The organism is Pseudomonas sp. Pseusp10 (assembly GCF_059492225.1).
Window position 1 is genome coordinate 4,295,775 of the sequence record NZ_CP168528.1, and the last position, 19,372, is coordinate 4,315,146.

17 protein-coding genes are annotated in these 19,372 nt (G+C 61.1%); 9 read left to right on the top strand and 8 right to left on the bottom strand.

The window, feature by feature from the left end; all coding sequences use genetic code 11:
• The first annotated feature begins 142 nt into the window (after positions 1-142).
• Both ACEN8Z_RS19290 and ACEN8Z_RS19295 read left to right on the top strand, forming a co-directional pair.
• Entirely contained in the window at positions 143-700 is a 558-nt protein-coding gene (locus ACEN8Z_RS19290) for a PQQ-dependent catabolism-associated CXXCW motif protein (protein WP_495595284.1), read from the top strand.
• Positions 701-756: 56 nt separating this feature from the next.
• The gene (locus tag ACEN8Z_RS19295; RefSeq protein WP_008003496.1) at positions 757-1,422 is read left to right on the top strand and encodes a response regulator transcription factor; all 666 of its coding nucleotides are present in this window, start codon (positions 757-759) and stop codon (positions 1,420-1,422) included.
• Positions 1,423-1,530: 108 nt separating this feature from the next.
• Here the strand turns inward: ACEN8Z_RS19295 and nahK are convergent, their stop codons facing one another.
• The 4 genes from nahK to ACEN8Z_RS19315 all read right to left on the bottom strand — a co-directional run bounded on the left by nahK (position 1,531) and on the right by ACEN8Z_RS19315 (position 7,815).
• A complete protein-coding gene (nahK, locus tag ACEN8Z_RS19300; protein ID WP_495595285.1) occupies positions 1,531-4,164 on the bottom strand; it encodes a hybrid sensor histidine kinase/response regulator NahK/ErcS' in 2,634 nt (877 codons plus the stop codon).
• Entirely contained in the window at positions 4,094-5,251 is a 1,158-nt protein-coding gene (gene nosP, locus ACEN8Z_RS19305) for a nitric oxide-sensing protein NosP (RefSeq protein WP_495595286.1), read from the bottom strand. The genes nahK and nosP overlap by 71 nt, the downstream gene beginning before the upstream one ends.
• A gap of 364 nt (positions 5,252-5,615) precedes the next feature.
• Positions 5,616-6,800, bottom strand: a complete 1,185-nt coding sequence (locus ACEN8Z_RS19310; protein ID WP_495595287.1) for a porin — start codon at positions 6,798-6,800, stop codon at positions 5,616-5,618.
• A gap of 208 nt (positions 6,801-7,008) precedes the next feature.
• Positions 7,009-7,815 (bottom strand): sulfite exporter TauE/SafE family protein, encoded by an 807-nt coding sequence (locus tag ACEN8Z_RS19315; protein ID WP_495595288.1) that lies wholly within the window; start codon positions 7,813-7,815, stop codon positions 7,009-7,011.
• A gap of 162 nt (positions 7,816-7,977) precedes the next feature.
• Here ACEN8Z_RS19315 and ACEN8Z_RS19320 point away from each other — a divergent pair, with 162 nt between their 5' ends.
• Positions 7,978-8,841, top strand: a complete 864-nt coding sequence (locus ACEN8Z_RS19320; RefSeq protein WP_495595289.1) for an MBL fold metallo-hydrolase — start codon at positions 7,978-7,980, stop codon at positions 8,839-8,841.
• Between the two features lie 117 nt (positions 8,842-8,958).
• Here ACEN8Z_RS19320 and bkdR read toward each other — a convergent pair whose 3' ends face one another.
• Positions 8,959-9,447 carry a Bkd operon transcriptional regulator BkdR gene (gene bkdR, locus ACEN8Z_RS19325; protein ID WP_204928937.1) on the bottom strand — a complete coding sequence of 163 codons (489 nt, stop codon included), beginning with the start codon at positions 9,445-9,447 and terminating at the stop codon, positions 8,959-8,961.
• Positions 9,448-9,632: 185 nt separating this feature from the next.
• Between bkdR and ACEN8Z_RS19330 the strand changes: the two genes are divergently transcribed.
• The 5 genes from ACEN8Z_RS19330 to ACEN8Z_RS19350 all read left to right on the top strand — a co-directional run bounded on the left by ACEN8Z_RS19330 (position 9,633) and on the right by ACEN8Z_RS19350 (position 15,816).
• On the top strand, positions 9,633-10,868 hold the full coding sequence (locus ACEN8Z_RS19330) for a 3-methyl-2-oxobutanoate dehydrogenase (2-methylpropanoyl-transferring) subunit alpha (RefSeq protein ID WP_204928938.1): 1,236 nt from the start codon (positions 9,633-9,635) through the stop codon (positions 10,866-10,868).
• 1 nt (position 10,869) lies between these two features.
• The gene (locus ACEN8Z_RS19335) at positions 10,870-11,928 is read left to right on the top strand and encodes an alpha-ketoacid dehydrogenase subunit beta (RefSeq protein WP_108229359.1); all 1,059 of its coding nucleotides are present in this window, start codon (positions 10,870-10,872) and stop codon (positions 11,926-11,928) included.
• Positions 11,929-13,200, top strand: a complete 1,272-nt coding sequence (locus tag ACEN8Z_RS19340; protein ID WP_495595290.1) for a dihydrolipoamide acetyltransferase family protein — start codon at positions 11,929-11,931, stop codon at positions 13,198-13,200.
• Positions 13,201-13,203: 3 nt separating this feature from the next.
• Positions 13,204-14,586, top strand: coding sequence for a dihydrolipoyl dehydrogenase (lpdA, locus tag ACEN8Z_RS19345; protein WP_495595291.1), 1,383 nt, complete (start codon positions 13,204-13,206; stop codon positions 14,584-14,586).
• 210 nt (positions 14,587-14,796) lie between these two features.
• Positions 14,797-15,816: a branched-chain amino acid aminotransferase gene (locus tag ACEN8Z_RS19350; RefSeq protein ID WP_007999608.1), complete on the top strand. Its 1,020-nt coding sequence runs from the start codon at positions 14,797-14,799 to the stop codon at positions 15,814-15,816.
• A 280-nt stretch (positions 15,817-16,096) separates the two neighbouring features.
• Here ACEN8Z_RS19350 and ACEN8Z_RS19355 read toward each other — a convergent pair whose 3' ends face one another.
• Positions 16,097-16,870, bottom strand: a complete 774-nt coding sequence (locus tag ACEN8Z_RS19355; RefSeq protein WP_495595292.1) for an ArsR/SmtB family transcription factor — start codon at positions 16,868-16,870, stop codon at positions 16,097-16,099.
• A gap of 79 nt (positions 16,871-16,949) precedes the next feature.
• Between ACEN8Z_RS19355 and ACEN8Z_RS19360 the strand changes: the two genes are divergently transcribed.
• Entirely contained in the window at positions 16,950-18,059 is a 1,110-nt protein-coding gene (locus ACEN8Z_RS19360; protein ID WP_495595293.1) for a cytochrome P450, read from the top strand.
• Between the two features lie 25 nt (positions 18,060-18,084).
• Here ACEN8Z_RS19360 and dmeF read toward each other — a convergent pair whose 3' ends face one another.
• Positions 18,085-19,008 carry a CDF family Co(II)/Ni(II) efflux transporter DmeF gene (dmeF, locus tag ACEN8Z_RS19365; RefSeq protein WP_495595294.1) on the bottom strand — a complete coding sequence of 308 codons (924 nt, stop codon included), beginning with the start codon at positions 19,006-19,008 and terminating at the stop codon, positions 18,085-18,087.
• Positions 19,009-19,021: 13 nt separating this feature from the next.
• Entirely contained in the window at positions 19,022-19,297 is a 276-nt protein-coding gene (locus ACEN8Z_RS19370) for a metal/formaldehyde-sensitive transcriptional repressor (protein WP_007988182.1), read from the bottom strand.
• Between the last annotated feature and the right edge of the window lie 75 nt (positions 19,298-19,372).

Below are 19,372 nucleotides of genomic sequence, written 5' to 3' on the forward strand. Positions count from 1 at the left end.
GCGAGCAAGCCCGCTCCCACAGGGGGATCTTCATTGAACAGGGTGAAATTACTACTTTAGTACTGGTTTCCCTGTCTATCGTCGCATTCCCAACGTCCCCCGACTGGCATGTAATAGGTCCATAACTATAAGGACTGAACCCATGCCGCGAGCCCGACGTTGCCTGTTGCGCCAAACTCTCGCCGCCCTGTCGCTGGGCCTGCTGCTGAGCACCGCGCAGGCCGACACGGCGCTGTTCTCCACCGACGGCTATCGCATCGGCCTGTACCGCAGCCCGACGCCAGACCATCTGCAAGGCGCAACCATCGTCGATACCCACGCCCTGCAAGCCCTGCTCGTCCAAACCCCGCGCCCGCTGCTGATCGACGTCTACCGTCGCCAATGGCTGCAAGGGCAATTCATCGAAGACCAGCCCCATGAAAACCTGCCCGGCAGCCATTGGCTGGCCAACACCGGCGACGGTGAGTTGACGCCACAATGGCAGGACTATTTCGCCGGCAACCTGAAAAAGCTGACCGCCGGGGACCCGACGCAACCGCTGGTCTTCTATTGCCGCTCCGACTGTTGGTTGAGCTGGAACGCGGTCAAACGCGCAGCCACCATGGGCTATAAGACCCTGTATTGGTATCGCGATGGCCTGGACGCCTGGCAAGCGGCCAATCTGCCGGTTTCGCCGTCCAGACCCGAACCCTTTCCCTGAGCTTTACGCGTGCGTGCTGTTGCCACACCATAATCAAAATAATGAGGTGAAAGGCCATGTACAAAATTCTGATTGCCGACGATCACCCGCTGTTTCGCGAAGCCATTCACAACGTCATCAGCGACGGTTTTGCCGGCAGTGAGGTGATGGAAACCGCTGACCTGGACAGCGCCCTGGCGCTGACCCAGGAACATGACGACCTCGACCTGATCCTGCTCGACCTGAACATGCCCGGCATGCACGGGCTCAATGGCCTGATCAACCTGCGTAACGAAGCGCCGACCATTCCGGTGGTGATTGTCTCCGCCGAACAAGACAAACAGATCGTGCTGCAAGCCATCACCTACGGTGCGGTGGGTTTTATCACCAAGTCGTCAGCACGCACCCAGATGACCGATGCCATCCAGCAAATTCTCAATGGCAATGTCTACCTGCCCCCGGACATCATCCGCACCGCCAAAAGCAGTACCCACCGGCGGATGAACGACACCCCGAGCTTCCCGCCCGAACTGCTCCAGGCCCTGACCCGCAAGCAACTGCAGGTGCTGGAGCGCATGACCAAGGGCGAATCGAACAAGCAGATCGCCTACACCCTGGAAATCGCCGAAACCACGGTCAAGGCCCACGTCTCGGCGATCCTGCGCAAGCTCAACGTACACAACCGGGTGCAGGCGATCTTGAGTGCCGGGGATATCGATTTCGGGTCTTATCTGCGGCGTTGAGTCAAGACCGCGTCGCTCTCATCGTGAGCAAGCTCGCTCCCACAGGTACGATGCTGTCCCTGTGGGAGCGAGCTTGCTCGCGATAGCGGTGGCAAAAACGCCGGGTTCTCAAGGCCGGCCGAGTAGATGACTCATCGCCGTCTTCAGCTTCATCGGCCGCACCGGCTTGTGCATCAGGGTGTGGCCCAGTTCGCGGATCTGCTGTTTGAGTTCATTGCTGTAGTTGGCCGTGATCATCATCGCCGGGACCGGTGATGCGCGCCGGGCATTGATGCGCGCCACGGCGTCGACACCATTCTGATCGTTGTCCAGGTGGTAATCGGCGATCAGCAAGTCGACCTCGGCATGGTAGTTATCCACTTGCCGCGCCAGGTCCTCCTCCGACAGCGCCGTCACCACCCGACACCCCCATCCCTCCAGCAAAGTGCGCATGCCGGCGCAGATGGTCGCATCGTTGTCCAGCACCCATATCCGTGCGCCACGCAGGCGTTCAAGCATCGGCTCGCTCATCTGCAACGTCGGCGGCGGTTTCGGTGCGGTGGTGCTCAACGGAACTTCGACCGAGAACATGGAGCCCCGGCCCGGCCACGAGCGCACATGAATGCGGTGTCCGAGGATGCCGGCAATTTTCTCGACAATCGCCAGGCCCAGGCCCAAACCGCGATCCTGATCCGGTCGCTGCACATCACCGCGCTTGAACTCCTGGAAAATCTCCTCCAGGCGATGCTCGGCAATGCCCATGCCGCTGTCCCAGACTTCGATCGACAGGCACTGATGACGCCGCCTGCAACCCAGTACCACGCGGCCACTGCAGGTATAGCGAATCGCATTGCTCAGCAGGTTGCGCAGAATGCGCGCCAGCAACTGGATGTCGCTACGCACCAGCGCCGAACAACCGATGAAGTGCAGTTGCAGGCCTTCACTGCGCGCCACCTGGGTGTATTCGGCGGCCAGGTTGTCCAGCAGTTCACTGAGGGCAAACGGCGCAATGTCGGCCTTGATCACCCCCGCATCGAGTTTGGAAATATCCACCAGGGTGCCGAGCAGGTTTTCCACGTCCTCCAGGGAATTGCTCACGTTGCGCACCAGAATCTCGCTGGACATCGGCTCGCGCCGCTCCAGCAAGGCACTGGTAAACAGTCGCGCAGCATTCAAAGGTTGCAGCAGGTCATGGCTGACGGCGGCGAGGAACTTGGTTTTCGACAGGTTGGCCTGCTCCGCTTCCTGCTTGGCCTCGCGCAAGCGTGACTCGACCAGGCGACGCTCATCGATCTCACGCAGCAGCTGGTCGTTGAGGATGGTCAATTCCGCCGTGCGCTCGCGTACCCGCAACTCAAGGTTCTGATAAGCCTGATGCAGCGCCTCGGCGGTGCGGCGGCGTTCGGTGATGTCGCGGATCAGTACGAAAATCCCCACCACCTCGCCACTGGCCAGACGATTGGGCACATAGGAGCGCAGCATGTAGCGTTCCTGATTGTTGACGTTGGTTTCGGCAAACTCGAAGGTCACGCTCTCGCCGGCCAGTGCCCTGGCCACGTAGGACTCCAGCCGCTGGTAGTGCTGTTCGCTGTGCACTTCGCGCAGGCTCTGGCCGAGCATCACGCCTCGGGGCCAGCAGTACCACTCTTCGTAGACCTTGTTGGTGAACTCGTAGACCAGATCGGCATTGAGGTAGGCAATCAATGCCGGTACGTGATCGGTAATCAGGCGAATCCAGTGTTCGCTTTCACTCAGCGCCTCGGCGTGCTGGTAGCGTTCGGTAATGTCAGTGAAGGTGTTGACGAAACCGCCGGTAGGCAACGGGTGTGTGCGGATTTCCAGGACCCGGCCATCGTAAAGGCGCTGCTCGCATTCCCGTACCGGTCGTCCGTTGCCATCGCGACTGGCCGGGGTCAAGAGGTTCAACTCGCTGTCGGCGATCACTTCGGCAAACGGGCGATGAGCCGCCACAGGCGCCAGACCGCTCAACTCCAGGAAACGCCGGTTCCACAACTCCAGGATGCCCTCGGCGCTGACCATCGCCACGCCTTGGGACAGGTTGTCGACCGCCCGTTGCAACAGATGCGACTTCTGCGCCACCGCCTGCTCACGGCGTACGGTTTCGCTGAGTTTGACGTCGGTAATGTCGGTGAACAGGATCACCCGCCCCCCTTCCTGGGTCGGCCGCTCGCTGACTTGCAGCCAGCGCCCGTTCTGCAGGCGGTAAAGCAGGTTCTCGTCGGCATGCCCGCGCGGCTCTTCAGTGAACAGGGCGTTGTTCATCATCAGCCGCTTGACCTCGGTCAGGCGCATGCCGGCGTTGATCCGCACCCGGCTGTTGCTCCAGAACGCCTTGAAACGACTGTTGAACAGCACGATGCGCTGCTCGGCGTCGAACAAGACGAAGGCATCGGAAATGCTTTCGATGGCATCGATCAGGTGTTGATGCGCCGTTTCCGCGCGCAGGCGGGCTTCGCTGAGCAAATGATTACCGGCCTTGAGTTCGGCCATGGCCTGGTTCAGGGCATCAGTGCGTTCGCGCACTTGCTCGGCCAGCACCACCGAATGCTGGAATGCCGCGTATGGATCGTTGCCGCGGGTCACCCCGGATTCGACCCGTTCGATCAGCGCGCCATTGATGCGCTGCAGTTTATGGTTTTCCAGGCGCAGGCCGGCCAGTTCGGCCTGCAACTCAGCGATGTCCGGGGGCACGGCCACGGGCAATGGCAACGCCAGTGAAGGTCTGGTTGATGTGCATGCCATTGAACTGTTCTCCATAGGTGTTGAAACCCATCACCCGTTGCTCACGCAAAAACGCGCCGATCCGATCAAGACTGCCGTCGTCTTCGAGTTCCAGACGCCGCAGAAAACAGTCACAACCGATGGTAAGCAGCAAATCCCCCAAACGCTCCTGCAAACCCTCGAACAGGCTCCGCAGGTTCGGCAGCATCGGGCCCGGAGTCATGGCAGTCAGGACGATGCCGTTTTCCACGGCGCAGTAGAAACTCAGGCTCAGATCCGGATGCACCTGCTGGATGGCCCGCACGTAGTATTGCTGGTTGATCCGCACCGCCAACGGGTGCGCGGCAAAGACCCGGTGATCAAGCTCCGCCACCGGCACGCCGATGTGCCGGGCATACTCTGCGGCGGCCGGCTCGGCATTGAGTTCGAAGACTCGGCGCAAGGTGCTGTCGGCCCCGGTGACCACCAGTTTCTCGGTTCGGGGCAGCACGTGGTGAGTGGTGAACACTTCGAAATCCAGCCAGGTATTGACCAGCACCACCACGGCCGCGCCGCTGTGAAACTCGCCATCGAAGTACACATGGGTATGGGTCAGGTAGTTATCGTCGCCGGCCGAGCCGCCGAAATGCGGGATGTCGCCCAATGCCGCGCTCAAGGCTGCCAGGACCATTTCTTCGCGGCTGGACAGGCCATCGAGCAGGGTCAGGGCAAAGCTGTTGCCCTTGATCGGGGCCAGGGTGTTGCTGCGACAGCCACTGACCAGGCGCTCGACCATCTGCTGGGCGTCGATCAGGCTGAAGTGCTCCATCTGGTCGATCATCTCGATCGCGATGGAAAAGTGCCGATGATCGAAGCCCACCGCCGTCACGCAATTGCGCCCGTAGCCCAGCGGGGTGATTTCCCCGGCACTGGTGCAGCCCGCCAGGCGAATGCCGCCGAAGCTTTGCTGCAAGGCCTGGCCCAGCGCCTGCAAGTCGTACTCGGCGGAACAGAAGAACAACACGAACCCCAGGTGTGGGTGCAACAACTGTCGTGCCAGTTCCTGAGCGACCTGCCGGGCATCGGTGGCCTGGGACATGGCACTGACGATGCCTTCGCTCTGCTGCATCCTTACCTCCCGCAGGTGCGTGTGTATGAGGCACGAGTGTACGAAGTCTGTGGGGGGCGACGAATGCTACTTGGGTAGCGGTTAGCCGCTTCGATGGGATGAGACAGATAAAGCTCATTCCTGTGGGAGCGAGCCTGCTCGCGATGGCTGAGTGTCAGGTGATATTGATGTTGAATGGGCCGGCCTCATCGCGAGCAAGCTCGCTCCCACACTAGTTTTGGTTATCCGCAGGTGTTGCGTACACCCGGTAACCCTGTGGGAGCGAGCTTGCGCGCGATGGGGCCATCACAGCCAACATCCATGTCGCCTGACACTCAGCCATCGCGAGCAAGCTCGCTCCCACAATTATTTGTATTCCAGCCTGCTACCAGGTCAGCACCGCGCCCACGGCAAAGGTGTCGGTGTCTTCGTTCTGCTCGTCGGTGTCGTGGCCGTTGATTTCGAACTGGTTGTACTCGGCCACCAGCTTGAGGTTGTCGTTCACGTCATGGAACAACGCGATGCCGCGGGTCTCGTAGTCCGCGCCGCTGCCGACCACACCGTTGCCATCGTCATTGGTCTTGCCGTAGGACAAGGCCAGGCGGTTCTTGCCCAGTTTGTAGGAGCCCTGCATCAGGTAGCCGTCGCTGTCGACGTTGCGCAGGGTCGGCTCGCCAGCATTGTTGGTGAAAAACGGGTTGATGCCCTTGGCCTGGAAGCCGGATCCGGTGAGGGACAAGCCGCCCATCTTCGCCTGCACGCCATAACCGACACCCTTGGAGGTGACGGTCTCGACCGTGGAATCGGTGTTGTCCGAGGTCTGGTAGCTGCCGTTGACCCAGCTGTAGATCTTTGCCCCGGCCAGGTCGAACTGATAGGTGACTTCGCTCTCGGTACGCGGGTTTTCCTGATAGGCCTTGCCCGTCGGGCTGCTGTCGTTGGTGTCCACCGGGTCCATGATGCCGACCGCCACGCGCAGACCGTCCAATACAGGGGTGCGATAGGTGATCTGCGAGGTCGGGAACGGATACGGGTAACCGGTGCCGATGTTGCCGAACGACACCCCGCCACCATCCACCAGCCCCAACGTATCGCTGACCTGACCATAACCGGCGAGCATTTCGTCGAGCAGGATGTTGGAACGGGCGAACAAGCCGAAGTCCTTGCCGATCAGCACCTCGCCCCACTCCGGGTTGGCCACGGTGCCGAAGAACTGCCGCACATCGATGGCGGTGTCGGTGCCGTTGGTTTGGCTGTCGTTGATGGTGACCCAGAACGAGGCACGGGCGCCGAGCTTGAGATCGTCTACCTGCTTGCCCATGTTGAAGCCCAGGTAGTTGGGCAAAAAGCCCATCTTCACCCGTGACTGCCGACGGTCGAACTGTTCGCCGGCACGGTCGACATCGCTGTTCACATAAAAGGCGTTGATGTAGCCGTCGGTGGAGAACGTGGTCTGGTCCTTGTCGTACAGCATGATATCCGCCTCGGCCATTGGGCTCAGGCCAAGGGCGGACAAGCTGGCGATGAAGACAGGCAGAAAACGATGCGTGAAGTTCTTATTGTTGTGCATGGCGCGCTCCGAAACGGGGACTAAGTGTCGGAGGCGATTATCGAAACCTGACCGGCAGCGCCATACGCTGCCTTGGGGGTGGTTTTCAGGCGATTTGGAATGGCTGGCGGTGCATGAGTACTATGGCGTAAGACCGCTTGTCGGCGAGGTTCGCAACTTAGGGTGTAGGCCTGTGGACCCGACTGGCGTCCACAGGAACCGGTACCGGTCAGGCGCTGGCTCTGAACAGCATGTAAGCGGCGACCACGACGCAGACACTGGCAAACCCGACCTGCAACGCCCGCGCCGGTACCCGCGCGCACAGCTTGCGACCAACGATCATGCCGGCGATGCTGGCGCCAATAAAGGTGGCGCCAACGCTGTCGATGCGCACACCGGCATGGAATGCGCCGATCACGCCGATGGCCGAAATCAGGCAGATCACCATCAGCGAGGTGGCGACGATTCCGCGCATCTGCACATCGGTCAGTTGCTTGAAGGCCGGGACGATCAGGAAGCCGCCACCAACACCCAGCAATCCCGACACTACGCCGGTCACAGCACCGAGGGCCGCGAGGGTCGCGGTGCATTTGGCGGTCCAGGAAAAGCGTCCGGTCTGTTGATCGAGCATGCAGTTTTTCTGGCCCCAGTTCGCGTGGCCGTGGTCACTCGGCCCATCGTCCTTGCGTTCACGGCGCAGCATGCGCCAGGCCACCATGACCATCAGCAGGCTGAACAGGATCATCAGGATTTTTTCCGGCAACTGATGGGCGAAGTAGATACCCACCGGCGAAAACACCGCGCCGAGCGCTGCGATCAACAACGCCGCGCGGTAACGCACCAGGCCATGACGCAAACCATCGATGGCGCCGACCGCCGCCGCACTGCCCACCGCAAACAACGCCACCGGAGCGGCCTGAGTCATGCTCCAGCCCAACCCCAGCACCAGGGCCGGCACCGCGAGAATTCCGCCACCCGCGCCGGTCAGCCCCAACACCAACCCCATCACCACGCCAAACAGACTTGCCAGCAACATAAAACACTCGTGATCCGCAACTGAACTCCGGGAGCGCCCGGTATCGATGGATGACAGGATAGAGCCCGCGCAGGATTTTTCATTAACTGAATGCAGGCGAGACTGGTCAGCGCAGGGAAAATGAATCTACCCTCAACGCTTATCCCGAAAGAATTGGCCACCATGCCTGCCCTGATCGAAGCTTTTTTTGACGACGCCTCGTCGACCTACAGTTACGTGATCTACGAAGACGATGGCGGACAATGCGCAATTGTCGACGCGGTGCTTGACTACAATCCCGCCGCCGGCCGCACAGCCACCACCCAGGCCGACAGGATCATTGCCTTCGTGCGCGAACACCAGTTGCACGTGCAATGGTTGCTGGAAACCCATGCCCACGCCGATCATCTGTCCGCCGCGCCTTATCTGCGGCGCGAGCTGGGCGGCAAGATCGCTATCGGTCAGTCGATCTGCAAGGTCCAGGACGTGTTCAAGGCCCTGTTCAATCTTGAGCCGGAATTCTGCATCGATGGCTCGCAGTTCGACCATCTGTTCGCCCCGGACGAGTCATTTCGCATCGGCAACCTCAAGGCCACCGCGTTGCACGTGCCCGGCCATACCCCGGCGGACATGGCGTACCTGATCGACGGCGATGTGATTCTGGTGGGCGATACGCTGTTCATGCCGGATGTCGGCACCGCGCGCTGCGACTTTCCCGGCGGCAATGCCAACCAGATGTTCGCCTCGATCCACAAACTGCTGGCCTTCCCCGCCAGCGTGCGTCTGTACGTGTGCCACGACTACCCGCCCGAGGGCCGCGAACCGCGCTGCATGACCACCGTCGGTGAACAGCGCAAAGGCAACATCCACGTGCGCGACGGCATCGACGAAAATGCCTTCGTTGAGATGCGCACCAAGCGCGATGCCGGGTTGGGCATGCCGACGCTGTTGCTGCCGGCGATCCAGGTGAATGTACGGGCGGGAAATATGCCGCCGGCCGAGGGCAATGGCGTGACTTACCTGAAAATCCCTCTGAACAAATTCTGACCCTGTAGGAGCGAGCTTGCTCGCGATGGACGTTAACGATAACGCGAGTTTTCTGAACAAACGCGTTGCCCTCAAGTCCATCGCGAGCAAGCTCGCTCCTACAAGGTGATCGTTATGTCAGTTGCCCAAAGTCAAGCCATTCGCCGGCAACGGCAATGCCGTTTTATAGCGCACCTGCTTGAGCGCGAAGCTCGAACGAATGTTCGCCACCCCCGGCACCTTGGTCAGAAAGTCCATCATGAAGCGCTCCAGCGACTGGATGGTCGGCACCAGCACCCGGATCAGGTAGTCCGGGTCGCCCGCCATCAAGTAGCACTCCATCACCTCGGGGCGATCGGAAATCGCCTCTTCGAAATGCTGCAACGCCTCCTCCACCTGCTTCTCCAGGCTGACGTGAATGAACACGTTCACATGCAACCCCAGCAGATCGGCGTCCAGCAGCGTCACTTGCTCGCGAATGATCCCCAATTCCTCCATGGCCTTGACCCGGTTGAAACACGGCGTCGGCGACAGGTTCACCGAGCGCGCCAGGTCGGCGTTGGTGATGCGGGCATTCTCCTGAAGGCTGTTGAGAATGCCGATATCGGTACGGTCCAATTTGCGCATGAGACAAAACCACCTGCTTTTTATGTTTATGCAGATTTTTTATCTGCAAATGATCTTTAGCGCAACGAAACAGAGAGAAATATTCTTCTGGGGCGGGCCTATGATTGTTGTAGGACAAGATTTCATTTACCGAATGAAATCTGTCAGCTCACTACAAGAAATTCACAAGATCGAGCGTAGAAGCCATGACCCAAGCGTACGAACCGCTGCGCCTGCACGTCCCCGAACCCTCGGGCCGCCCAGGGTGCAAAACCGACTTCTCCTACCTGCATTTGACCGATGCAGGCACGGTGCGCAAACCCCAAATCGACGTTGAACCGGCTGACACGGCTGATCTGGCCCGAGGCCTGATCCGCGTGCTCGACGACCAGGGCAATGCCCTTGGGCCGTGGGCCGAAAACGTGCCGGTGGAGATCCTGCGTAAAGGCATGCGCGCCATGCTCAAGACGCGGATCTACGACAACCGCATGGTGGTCGCCCAGCGTCAGAAAAAGATGTCGTTCTACATGCAGAGCCTCGGCGAAGAAGCCATCGGCAGCGCCCAGGCCCTGGCCTTGAACATCGACGACATGTGCTTCCCGACCTACCGCCAGCAAAGCATCCTGATGGCCCGCGACGTACCGCTGGTCGGCCTGATCTGCCAGTTGCTGTCCAACGAGCGCGATCCGCTCAAGGGCCGTCAGCTGCCAATCATGTACTCGGTCAAGGACGCCGGTTTCTTCACCATTTCCGGCAACCTCGCCACCCAGTTCATCCAGGGCGTGGGCTGGGGCATGGCCTCGGCGATCAAGGGCGACACCAAAATCGCCTCGGCGTGGATCGGCGACGGTGCCACCGCCGAGTCGGACTTCCACACCGCCCTGACGTTCGCCCACGTGTACCGTGCACCGGTGATCCTCAACGTGGTCAACAACCAGTGGGCGATTTCCACCTTCCAGGCGATTGCCGGTGGTGAAGCCACCACCTTCGCCGGTCGTGGCGTCGGTTGCGGCATCGCCTCCCTGCGGGTCGATGGCAACGACTTCGTCGCGGTCTATGCCGCCTCTGCCTGGGCCGCCGAACGCGCCCGCCGCGGCCTCGGCCCGACCATGATCGAATGGGTCACCTACCGCGCCGGCCCGCACTCGACCTCCGATGATCCGTCGAAATACCGTCCTGCCGACGACTGGAGCCACTTCCCGTTGGGCGATCCGATCGCGCGCCTCAAACAGCACCTGATCAAGACCGGTCACTGGTCCGAAGAGGAACACACCGCCGTCAGCGCCGAACTGGAAGCCGAAGTGATCGCCGCACAGAAAGAAGCCGAACAGTACGGCACCCTCGCCGGCGGCCAGATTCCGAGCGCCGCGACCATGTTCGAAGACGTCTACAAAGAGATGCCGGAGCACTTGAAGCGCCAGCGTCAAGAGTTGGGGATCTGACATGAACGATCACAACAACAATATCGAGCTGGAATCCGCCATGACCACGACCACCATGACCATGATCCAGGCCCTGCGCTCGGCCATGGATGTGATGCTTGAACGCGACGACAACGTCGTGGTGTTCGGCCAGGACGTGGGCTACTTCGGCGGCGTGTTCCGCTGCACCGAAGGCCTGCAAGCCAAGTACGGCACCTCGCGGGTGTTCGACGCACCGATCTCTGAAAGCGGTATCGTCGGCACCGCCGTGGGCATGGGCGCCTACGGTCTGCGCCCGGTGGTGGAGATCCAGTTCGCCGACTACGTCTACCCGGCCTACGATCAGATCATTTCCGAAGCCGCGCGTCTGCGTTATCGCTCGGCCGGCGAGTTCACCGCGCCGATGACCCTGCGCATGCCCTGCGGCGGCGGCATCTACGGCGGCCAGACCCACAGCCAGAGCATCGAGGCACTCTTCACCCAGGTATGCGGCCTGCGCACTGTCATGCCGTCCAACCCCTACGACGCCAAAGGCCTGCTGATCGCCTCCATCGAAAACGATGACCCGGTGATCTTCCTGGAGCCGAAACGCTTGTACAACGGCCCTTTCGACGGCCACCACGAGCGCCCGGTAACCCCCTGGTCGAAACATCCCGCCGCACAGGTTCCGGACGGTTATTACACCGTACCGCTGGACGTTGCCGCGATCGCCCGTCCGGGCAAGGACGTCACCGTGCTGACCTACGGCACCACCGTCTACGTGTCGCAAGTCGCCGCTGAAGAAACCGGCATCGACGCCGAGGTCATCGACCTGCGCAGCCTGTGGCCACTGGACCTGGAAACCATCACCAAGTCGGTGAAGAAAACCGGGCGTTGCGTGATTGTTCATGAAGCGACCCGTACTTGCGGTTTCGGCGCCGAACTGACGGCGCTGGTGCAGGAGCACTGCTTCCACTACCTGGAAGCGCCGATCGAACGCGTCACCGGTTGGGACACCCCTTACCCGCACGCGCAAGAGTGGGCGTATTTCCCAGGCCCGTCCCGAGTGGGCGCGGCGTTGAAACGGGTCATGGAGGTCTGAATGGGCACGCACGTTATTAAAATGCCGGACATTGGCGAAGGCATTGCAGAAGTCGAATTGTCGGTATGGCACGTCAAGGTCGGCGACATGGTCGTCGAGGATCAGGTGCTGGCGGATGTCATGACGGATAAAGCGATGGTGGATATTCCGTCACCGGTGCATGGCAAGGTCATTGCCCTCGGTGGCCAGCCAGGCGAAGTCATGGCGGTTGGCAGTGTGTTGATCAGCATTGAAGTCGAAGGCGCGGGCAACGTTAAGGAATCGGCGCAACCGGCTCCCGTCAAAGAAGCCCCGGTGGCCGCACCCAAAGTTGACGCTGTGGTTGAAAGCAAACCCGTCGCAGCTCCACGTCCGGCCGCCGTTTGTCAGGGCCCGATGGTTGCTCGCGAGGCCGATGAGCGCCCACTGGCCTCCCCGGCCGTGCGCAAGCATGCGCTGGACCTCGGCATTCAATTGCGTCTGGTGCGTGGCAGCGGCCCCGCCGGACGGATTCTGCACGACGATCTCGAAGCCTATCTGGCCCAGGGTCAGTCGAACGCCTCGGCGCCGGCCCCCGCCGCTTACGCCCAGCGTACCGATGAACAGCAGATCCCGGTGATCGGCATGCGCCGCAAGATTGCCCAGCGCATGCAGGACGCCACCCAGCGCGCCGCCCACTTCAGCTACGTCGAAGAAATCGACGTAACCGCGGTGGAAGAACTGCGCGCGCACCTGAACGAAAAACACGGCGCGAGCCGTGGCAAGTTGACCTTGCTGCCATTCCTGGTCCGCGCCCTGGTCGTCGCCCTGCGCGACTTCCCGCAGATCAACGCCCGTTACGACGACGAAGCTCAGGTCATCACCCGCCTCGGCGCAGTGCATGTCGGCATCGCCACCCAGGCCGACATCGGTTTGATGGTGCCGGTGGTGCGTCACGCCGAAGCCCGCAGCCTGTGGGACAGCGCGGCGGAAATTTCCCGTTTGGCCACCGCTGCACGCAACGGCAAGGCCAGCCGCGATGAACTGTCCGGATCAAGCATCACCCTGACCAGCCTCGGGGCCTTGGGCGGCATCGTCAGCACGCCGGTGCTGAACCTGCCGGAAGTGGCGATTGTCGGCGTCAACAAGATCGTCGAACGGCCAATGGTGATCAAAGGCCAGATCGTGATCCGCAAGATGATGAACCTCTCCAGCTCCTTCGATCACCGCGTGGTCGACGGCATGGACGCGGCGCAATTCATCCAGGCCGTCCGTGGCTTGCTCGAACAACCCGCTACCTTGTTTGTGGAGTAATTCATGCAAACTCTGAACACCACGCTGCTGATCATCGGCGGCGGCCCTGGCGGCTATGTGACGGCGATCCGCGCCGGCCAACTGGGCATCCCGACCATTCTGGTGGAAGGCCAATCGCTGGGCGGTACTTGCCTGAACATTGGCTGCATTCCATCCAAGGCACTGATTCACGTCGCCGAGCAGTTCCATCAAACGCAACACCACAGCCAGCATTCGGCTCTGGGCATCAGCGTATCAGCGCCCACCCTGGACATCGGCAAGAGTGTGGAATGGAAGAACGGCATCGTCGATCGCCTGACCACCGGCGTCGCGGCACTGCTGAAAAAGAACAAGGTCCAGGTCGTGCAAGGCTGGGCCAAGGTCATCGACGGCAAAACCGTGGAAGTCGGCGACACACGCATCCAGTGCGAACACCTGGTGCTGGCTACCGGCTCCAGGAGCGTGAACCTGCCGATGCTGCCGATTGGCGGGCCGATCATTTCGTCCACCGAAGCGCTGGCGCCGACATCCGTGCCCAAGCGCTTGATTGTGGTCGGCGGCGGTTACATCGGTCTGGAACTGGGCATTGCCTATCGCAAGCTCGGCGCCGACGTCAGCGTGGTCGAGGCTCAGGATCGAATCTTGCCAGCCTACGACGCCGAACTGACCCAACCTGTGCACGACGAACTGAAAAAACTCGGCGTGAAGCTTTACTTGAAGCACAGCGTGCAAGGCTTTGATTCAAAAGAAAATACCTTACAAGTGCTCGACCCGAATGGCGACACCCTGAACCTGGAAACCGACCAGGTGCTGGTGGCCGTCGGTCGCAAGCCGAACACCCAGGGCTGGAACCTCGAAGCGCTGAACCTGGACATGAACGGTTCGTCGATCAAGATCGACAACCGCTGCCAGACCAGCATGCGCAACGTGTATGCCATCGGCGACCTGAGCGGCGAACCGATGCTCGCGCACCGGGCCATGGCCCAGGGCGAGATGGTCGCCGAACTGATCAGCGGTAAAACCCGCGAATTCAACCCGACCGCCATCGCCGCCGTGTGCTTCACCGACCCGGAACTGGTGGTGGTCGGCAAGACCCCGGACGAAGCCAAGACCGCAGGTCTGGACTGCATCGTGTCGAGCTTCCCGTTCGCTGCCAATGGCCGGGCCATGACACTGGAGTCGAAAAGCGGCTTCGTGCGCGTGGTCGCTCGTCGGGATAATCATGTGATTGTTGGCTGGCAGGCGGTGGGCGTCGGCGTGTCGGAGTTGTCCACGGCGTTTGCCCAGAGCCTGGAAATGGGGGCGCGGCTGGAAGACATCGGCGGCACCATCCATGCGCATCCGACGCTGGGTGAGGCCGTGCAGGAAGCGGCGTTGCGGGCCCTTGGCCACGCGCTGCACTTCTAACCCGAACCTGTAGGAGCGAGCTCGCTCGCGAAAAACTCAGGACAACGCGGTCATTCAGACGAGGCGCGTTATCGTTGACGTCCGCTCGCTCCTACAAGGAATGCAATCCGGGCTGCGAAACCGGCCCGGAATGAAGTATTGTTGTGCCCATCCGGAAAAACGTCAGAAGCCTTGAACCGTTTCGGCGGTTGTTAAGTGATAGAGGGTGTCATGGGTAACGAAAGCATTAATTGGGACAAGCTGGGTTTTGACTACATCAAGACCGACAAGCGCTATCTGTCGTACTGGCGCAATGGCGAGTGGGACAAAGGCACCCTGACCGAAGATAACGTGCTGCACATCAGCGAAGGCTCCACTGCCCTTCACTATGGCCAGCAATGCTTCGAAGGCATGAAGGCCTATCGCTGCAAGGACGGCTCGATCAATCTGTTCCGTCCGGACCAGAACGCCCTGCGCATGCAACGCAGCTGCGCCCGCCTGCTGATGCCGTTCGTCGAAACCGAGCAATTCATCGAAGCCTGCAAACAAGTGGTCCGCGCCAACGAGCGTTTCATTCCGCCGTACGGCACCGGCGGCGCGCTTTACCTGCGCCCGTTCGTGATCGGCGTGGGTGACAACATCGGCGTGCGCACCGCGCCGGAATTCATCTTCTCGATCTTCTGCATCCCGGTTGGCGCCTACTTCAAAGGCGGCCTGACCCCGCACAACTTCCTGATCTCCAGCTACGACCGCGCCGCGCCACAAGGCACTGGTGCCGCCAAGGTCGGTGGCAACTACGCCGCCAGCCTGATGCCGGGCTCCCAGGCCAAGAAGGCGCATTTCGCCGACTGCATCTACCTGGACCCACTGACCCACACGAAGATCGAGGAAGTCGGTTCGGCCAACTTCTTCGGAATCACCCACGACAACAAGTTCGTGACCCCGAACTCGCCATCGGTACTGCCGGGCATCACCCGTCTGTCGCTGATCGAACTGGCCAGGTCCCGCCTGGGTCTGGACGTGGTCGAAGGCGACGTGTTCATCGACAAGCTCGCCGACTTCAAGGAAGCCGGTGCTTGCGGTACCGCGGCGGTGATCACGCCAATTGGCGGCATCAACTACAACGACCACCTGCACGTGTTCCACAGCGAAACCGAAGTTGGCCCGATCACCCAGAAGCTCTACAAAGAGCTGACTGGCGTGCAAACCGGCGACATCGAAGCGCCAGCGGGCTGGATCGTCAAAGTCTGACCTGACGCCAGATACACAAAAGCCCCCCATCGGTCACCCTATGGGGGGCTTTTTTGTCTGGAATTCACCCTTGATAACACCGGGCTCCCTGTGGGAGCGGGCTTGCCCGCGAAGGGGCCGTCAGATTCGACATCATCATTGCCTGACACACCGCTTTCGCGAGCAAGCCCGCTCCCACAGGGATCTTCAGTGTGCAATACCAGTGTGGGAGCGGGCTTGCTCCGGGCGGCGATCCGACGAAGGCAGTATGTCAGTCACCACAGAAACAACCGGAAAAATACTATTGATCGTTAACGGATACACCCGGTGTGGTCGAAGCTGCCGCAATTGGTGATCTTTTGCCGTTGCCTTCAACCAGCAGCGGCAACTCAACCCCAAACCGCCCCGCTATTTCCTTGCGCCCCACCACCGTCAACGCCAACGCACGACTGTCCAGATCCTGCGTCACCCACTTGCGCTTGAGCGCCGTTTGCAACAACGCCGCGCCCAGCGATCCACCCAGATGCGGCCGACGCATGCTCCAGTCCAGGCACGGGCAGGCAAAGCGACGGCGCAACGTGCTCAAGTCCTGTACCTCGATCCCAAGCCCTTGAAACATTGCCGAACCACTGTCGCTCAAGCGATAGGCCTGTTCGTCGGTTTCCACAAGCCAGCCCGCTTCAAGCATCCGGTCATGCAACAGCACGGCCAGGGTGCCCGCCATGTGGTCGTAGCAGGTGCGGGCAAATTGCAGGCGGTCCGGGGTACGCGACTGGAAGCCCGGCGCGCTGTTCTGGCCGATCACCATCAGTGCTTCCAGGGCCTGGGCCACACGTTTGTCCGCCAGGCTGTAATAGCGGTGACGTCCCTGAACGTGCAGCCGTATCAGCGCCAGCTCCTTGAGTTTGGCCAGGTGGGCACTGGCAGTCGACGCGCTGACTTCGGCCACGGCCGCCAGTTCTGTGCTGGTGCGAGCGTGGCCATCCATCAGTGAGCAGAGGATTTTCGTCCGCGCCGGCTCCGCGATGGCTGCCGCCACTTGCGAGACTCCGACGTCGTGTTGTTCTGCGCTCATATTTCGCTCCCGGACGAATCAATGCCCTTTCGGACTGGAGATAGTAGCAACACTTTCCAACAACAAAAGGCTGTGACCCATGAACCCGATCATCGCTGCGACCCATGCCGATCCCTATCCCTACTACGCACAACTGCGCGCCGAGGGTGGGCTGGTTTTCCATCCAGAGCTGAACATGTGGGTGGCCAGCAGCGCCCAGGCGGTGGCCGCCGTGCTGGCGCATCCTGATTGCCACGTTCGCCCCGCGCAGGAGCCAGTCCCCAAGGCGATTGCCGATGGCATGGCCGGCCAGGTGTTCGGTCAACTGATGCGCATGAATGAAGGTGAGCGCCAGCGTTGCCCGCGGTCGGCGATTGCGCCAGGGCTGGCGTTGATCGATACGCGGGAAGTCGCAGCCCTGGTCAGCGCCCGATTAATGACCGCGGATTCCGCTGGTCTGTACAACGCCATGTTTCGTGGACCGGTGTGCGTGGTGGCGGCGTTGCTGGGTTTCACCCCGGCTCAGGGCCGCGCCATCAGCGAGTTGACGGCGGACTTCGTCGCCTGCCTGTCGCCCTTGAGTACCGCGGCACAATTGACCGCTGCCCATGCTGCCGCCGAACAATTGAGCGGTTACTGTGTCGAGCTTCTGGCCGACCCGGACAACCACAGCCTTCTGCTTGCAGGCATCCGCCAGCGCTTCGCGTCCGGCGCGCCGCAATCCCTGATCGCCAACCTGACCGGCCTGTTTTCCCAGACCTTCGAGGCCACTGCCGGGCTGATCGGCAATACCGTGCTGGCATTGATTCAACACCCGTCGTTGCGTAGCGAATCAACAAATATCGAAGACCTGCTGGCCGAAGTGCAGCGCTTTGACCCGCCGGTACAGAACACCCGTCGCTTCGTCGCCACCCCCTGCGAGATTGATGGGGTGAAGCTGAATGCCACAGACGTGATCCTGGTGCTACTGGCCTCCGCCAATCGCGACCCGATGCTCAACGACAACCCCGACGCATTCCTGCTCGACCGCCCGAACAGGCGCAGCTTCACCTTTGGGGCGGGGCGCCATCAATGTCCGGGGCAATTGCTGGCGTTGAGCATTGCTGGCGCGACGCTCAAGCAGTTCCTGGCAATGGATCCAGCATTGGACCAGCTGAAACGGGAATACCGCCCCTCCACGAATGGACGGATTCCGCTGTTCAGTGATTGACCGATGGTTCAGTCGTGAAAGCCGCTCAAGCTGTGCGGTGTTCGATGGTCAGGTGAGACAACTCATGAACCGGCGCCAGGCGCTCGCGAATGGTATCGGCACTGACATTGGCCGCGGCTACAACGCTGACAATCGCGGCCCGCGCCTGGGGGCCAACCTGCCAGACATGCAGATCGCTGATGCGCACATCGTCCGACGACTCGAGCAGTTCACGAATCTCGTCGGCGACGTGTGTATCCGTGACATCGAGCAACACCGCGGCGCTGTCACGCATCAATCCAACGGCCCATTTCGCGATCACGATGGCGCCCACAATGCCCATCACCGGGTCCAGCCACACCCATCCCAAATAGCGCCCTGCCAGCAATGCGGCAATCGCCAGCACCGAAGTCAAAGCGTCGGCTAGCACATGGACATAGGCCGAGCGCAGGTTGTTGTCGTGATGATGATGGCCGTGATCATGGCTGTGATCATGGCCATGATGACCGTGATCGCCCGCCAGCAAAAAGGCACTGGCAATGTTCACCGCCAGCCCCACCACCGCAATCACTGTCGCTTCGGTGAATGCCACTGTGGTTGGCTGAAACAGGCGAAAAACCGATTCCCCGGCTATGCCGATCGCTACCAGCCCCAGCACCACGGCCGAGGCAAAACCGGCGAGGTCCCCGACCTTGCCAGTGCCGAAGCTGTAACGCGCGTTGTTGGCATTGCGCCGTGCGAATCCATAGGCCGCCGCCGCGATGCCCAAGGCCCCGGCATGGGTGGCCATGTGAAAACCATCGGCCAGCAGCGCCATGGAACCGGTGATGTAACCGGCGGCAATTTCACCAATCATCATCACAAACGTCAGCGCCACCACCCACAAGGTGCGACGGGCGTTTTCATCATGGGAAGCGCCGAGAAATACATGGTCGTGAGAAAAACGCGAAGCCTGCGGTATCAGTGCCATAGGATTCGGGCCTCTATTTGGCATAACGACGGATGGCCAGCAACAGGTCTTCCACACCCTGGGCGCGTTCTTCGTCGCTGAGATCAGGATGCGCCACATGCTCGCGGGCGTGGGCGTCGATGAACTGGTCCAGCAGGCCATTGACCGCGCCCCGGATAGCGGCCACCAGATGCAGGGTCTTGGCGCAATCGGCATCGGATTCAAGCGCTCGCTCCACGGCTTCCACCTGCCCGGCAATCCGCCTCACCCGCTTGATCAAGTCATCTTTGTGTTCGTGAATGTGCGACATACCTATACCCCCTACCCCTATATGGCGCCCATGTTCGCCGATAGAGCGCAGCCAGGCAAGGCATAACCATGTGAT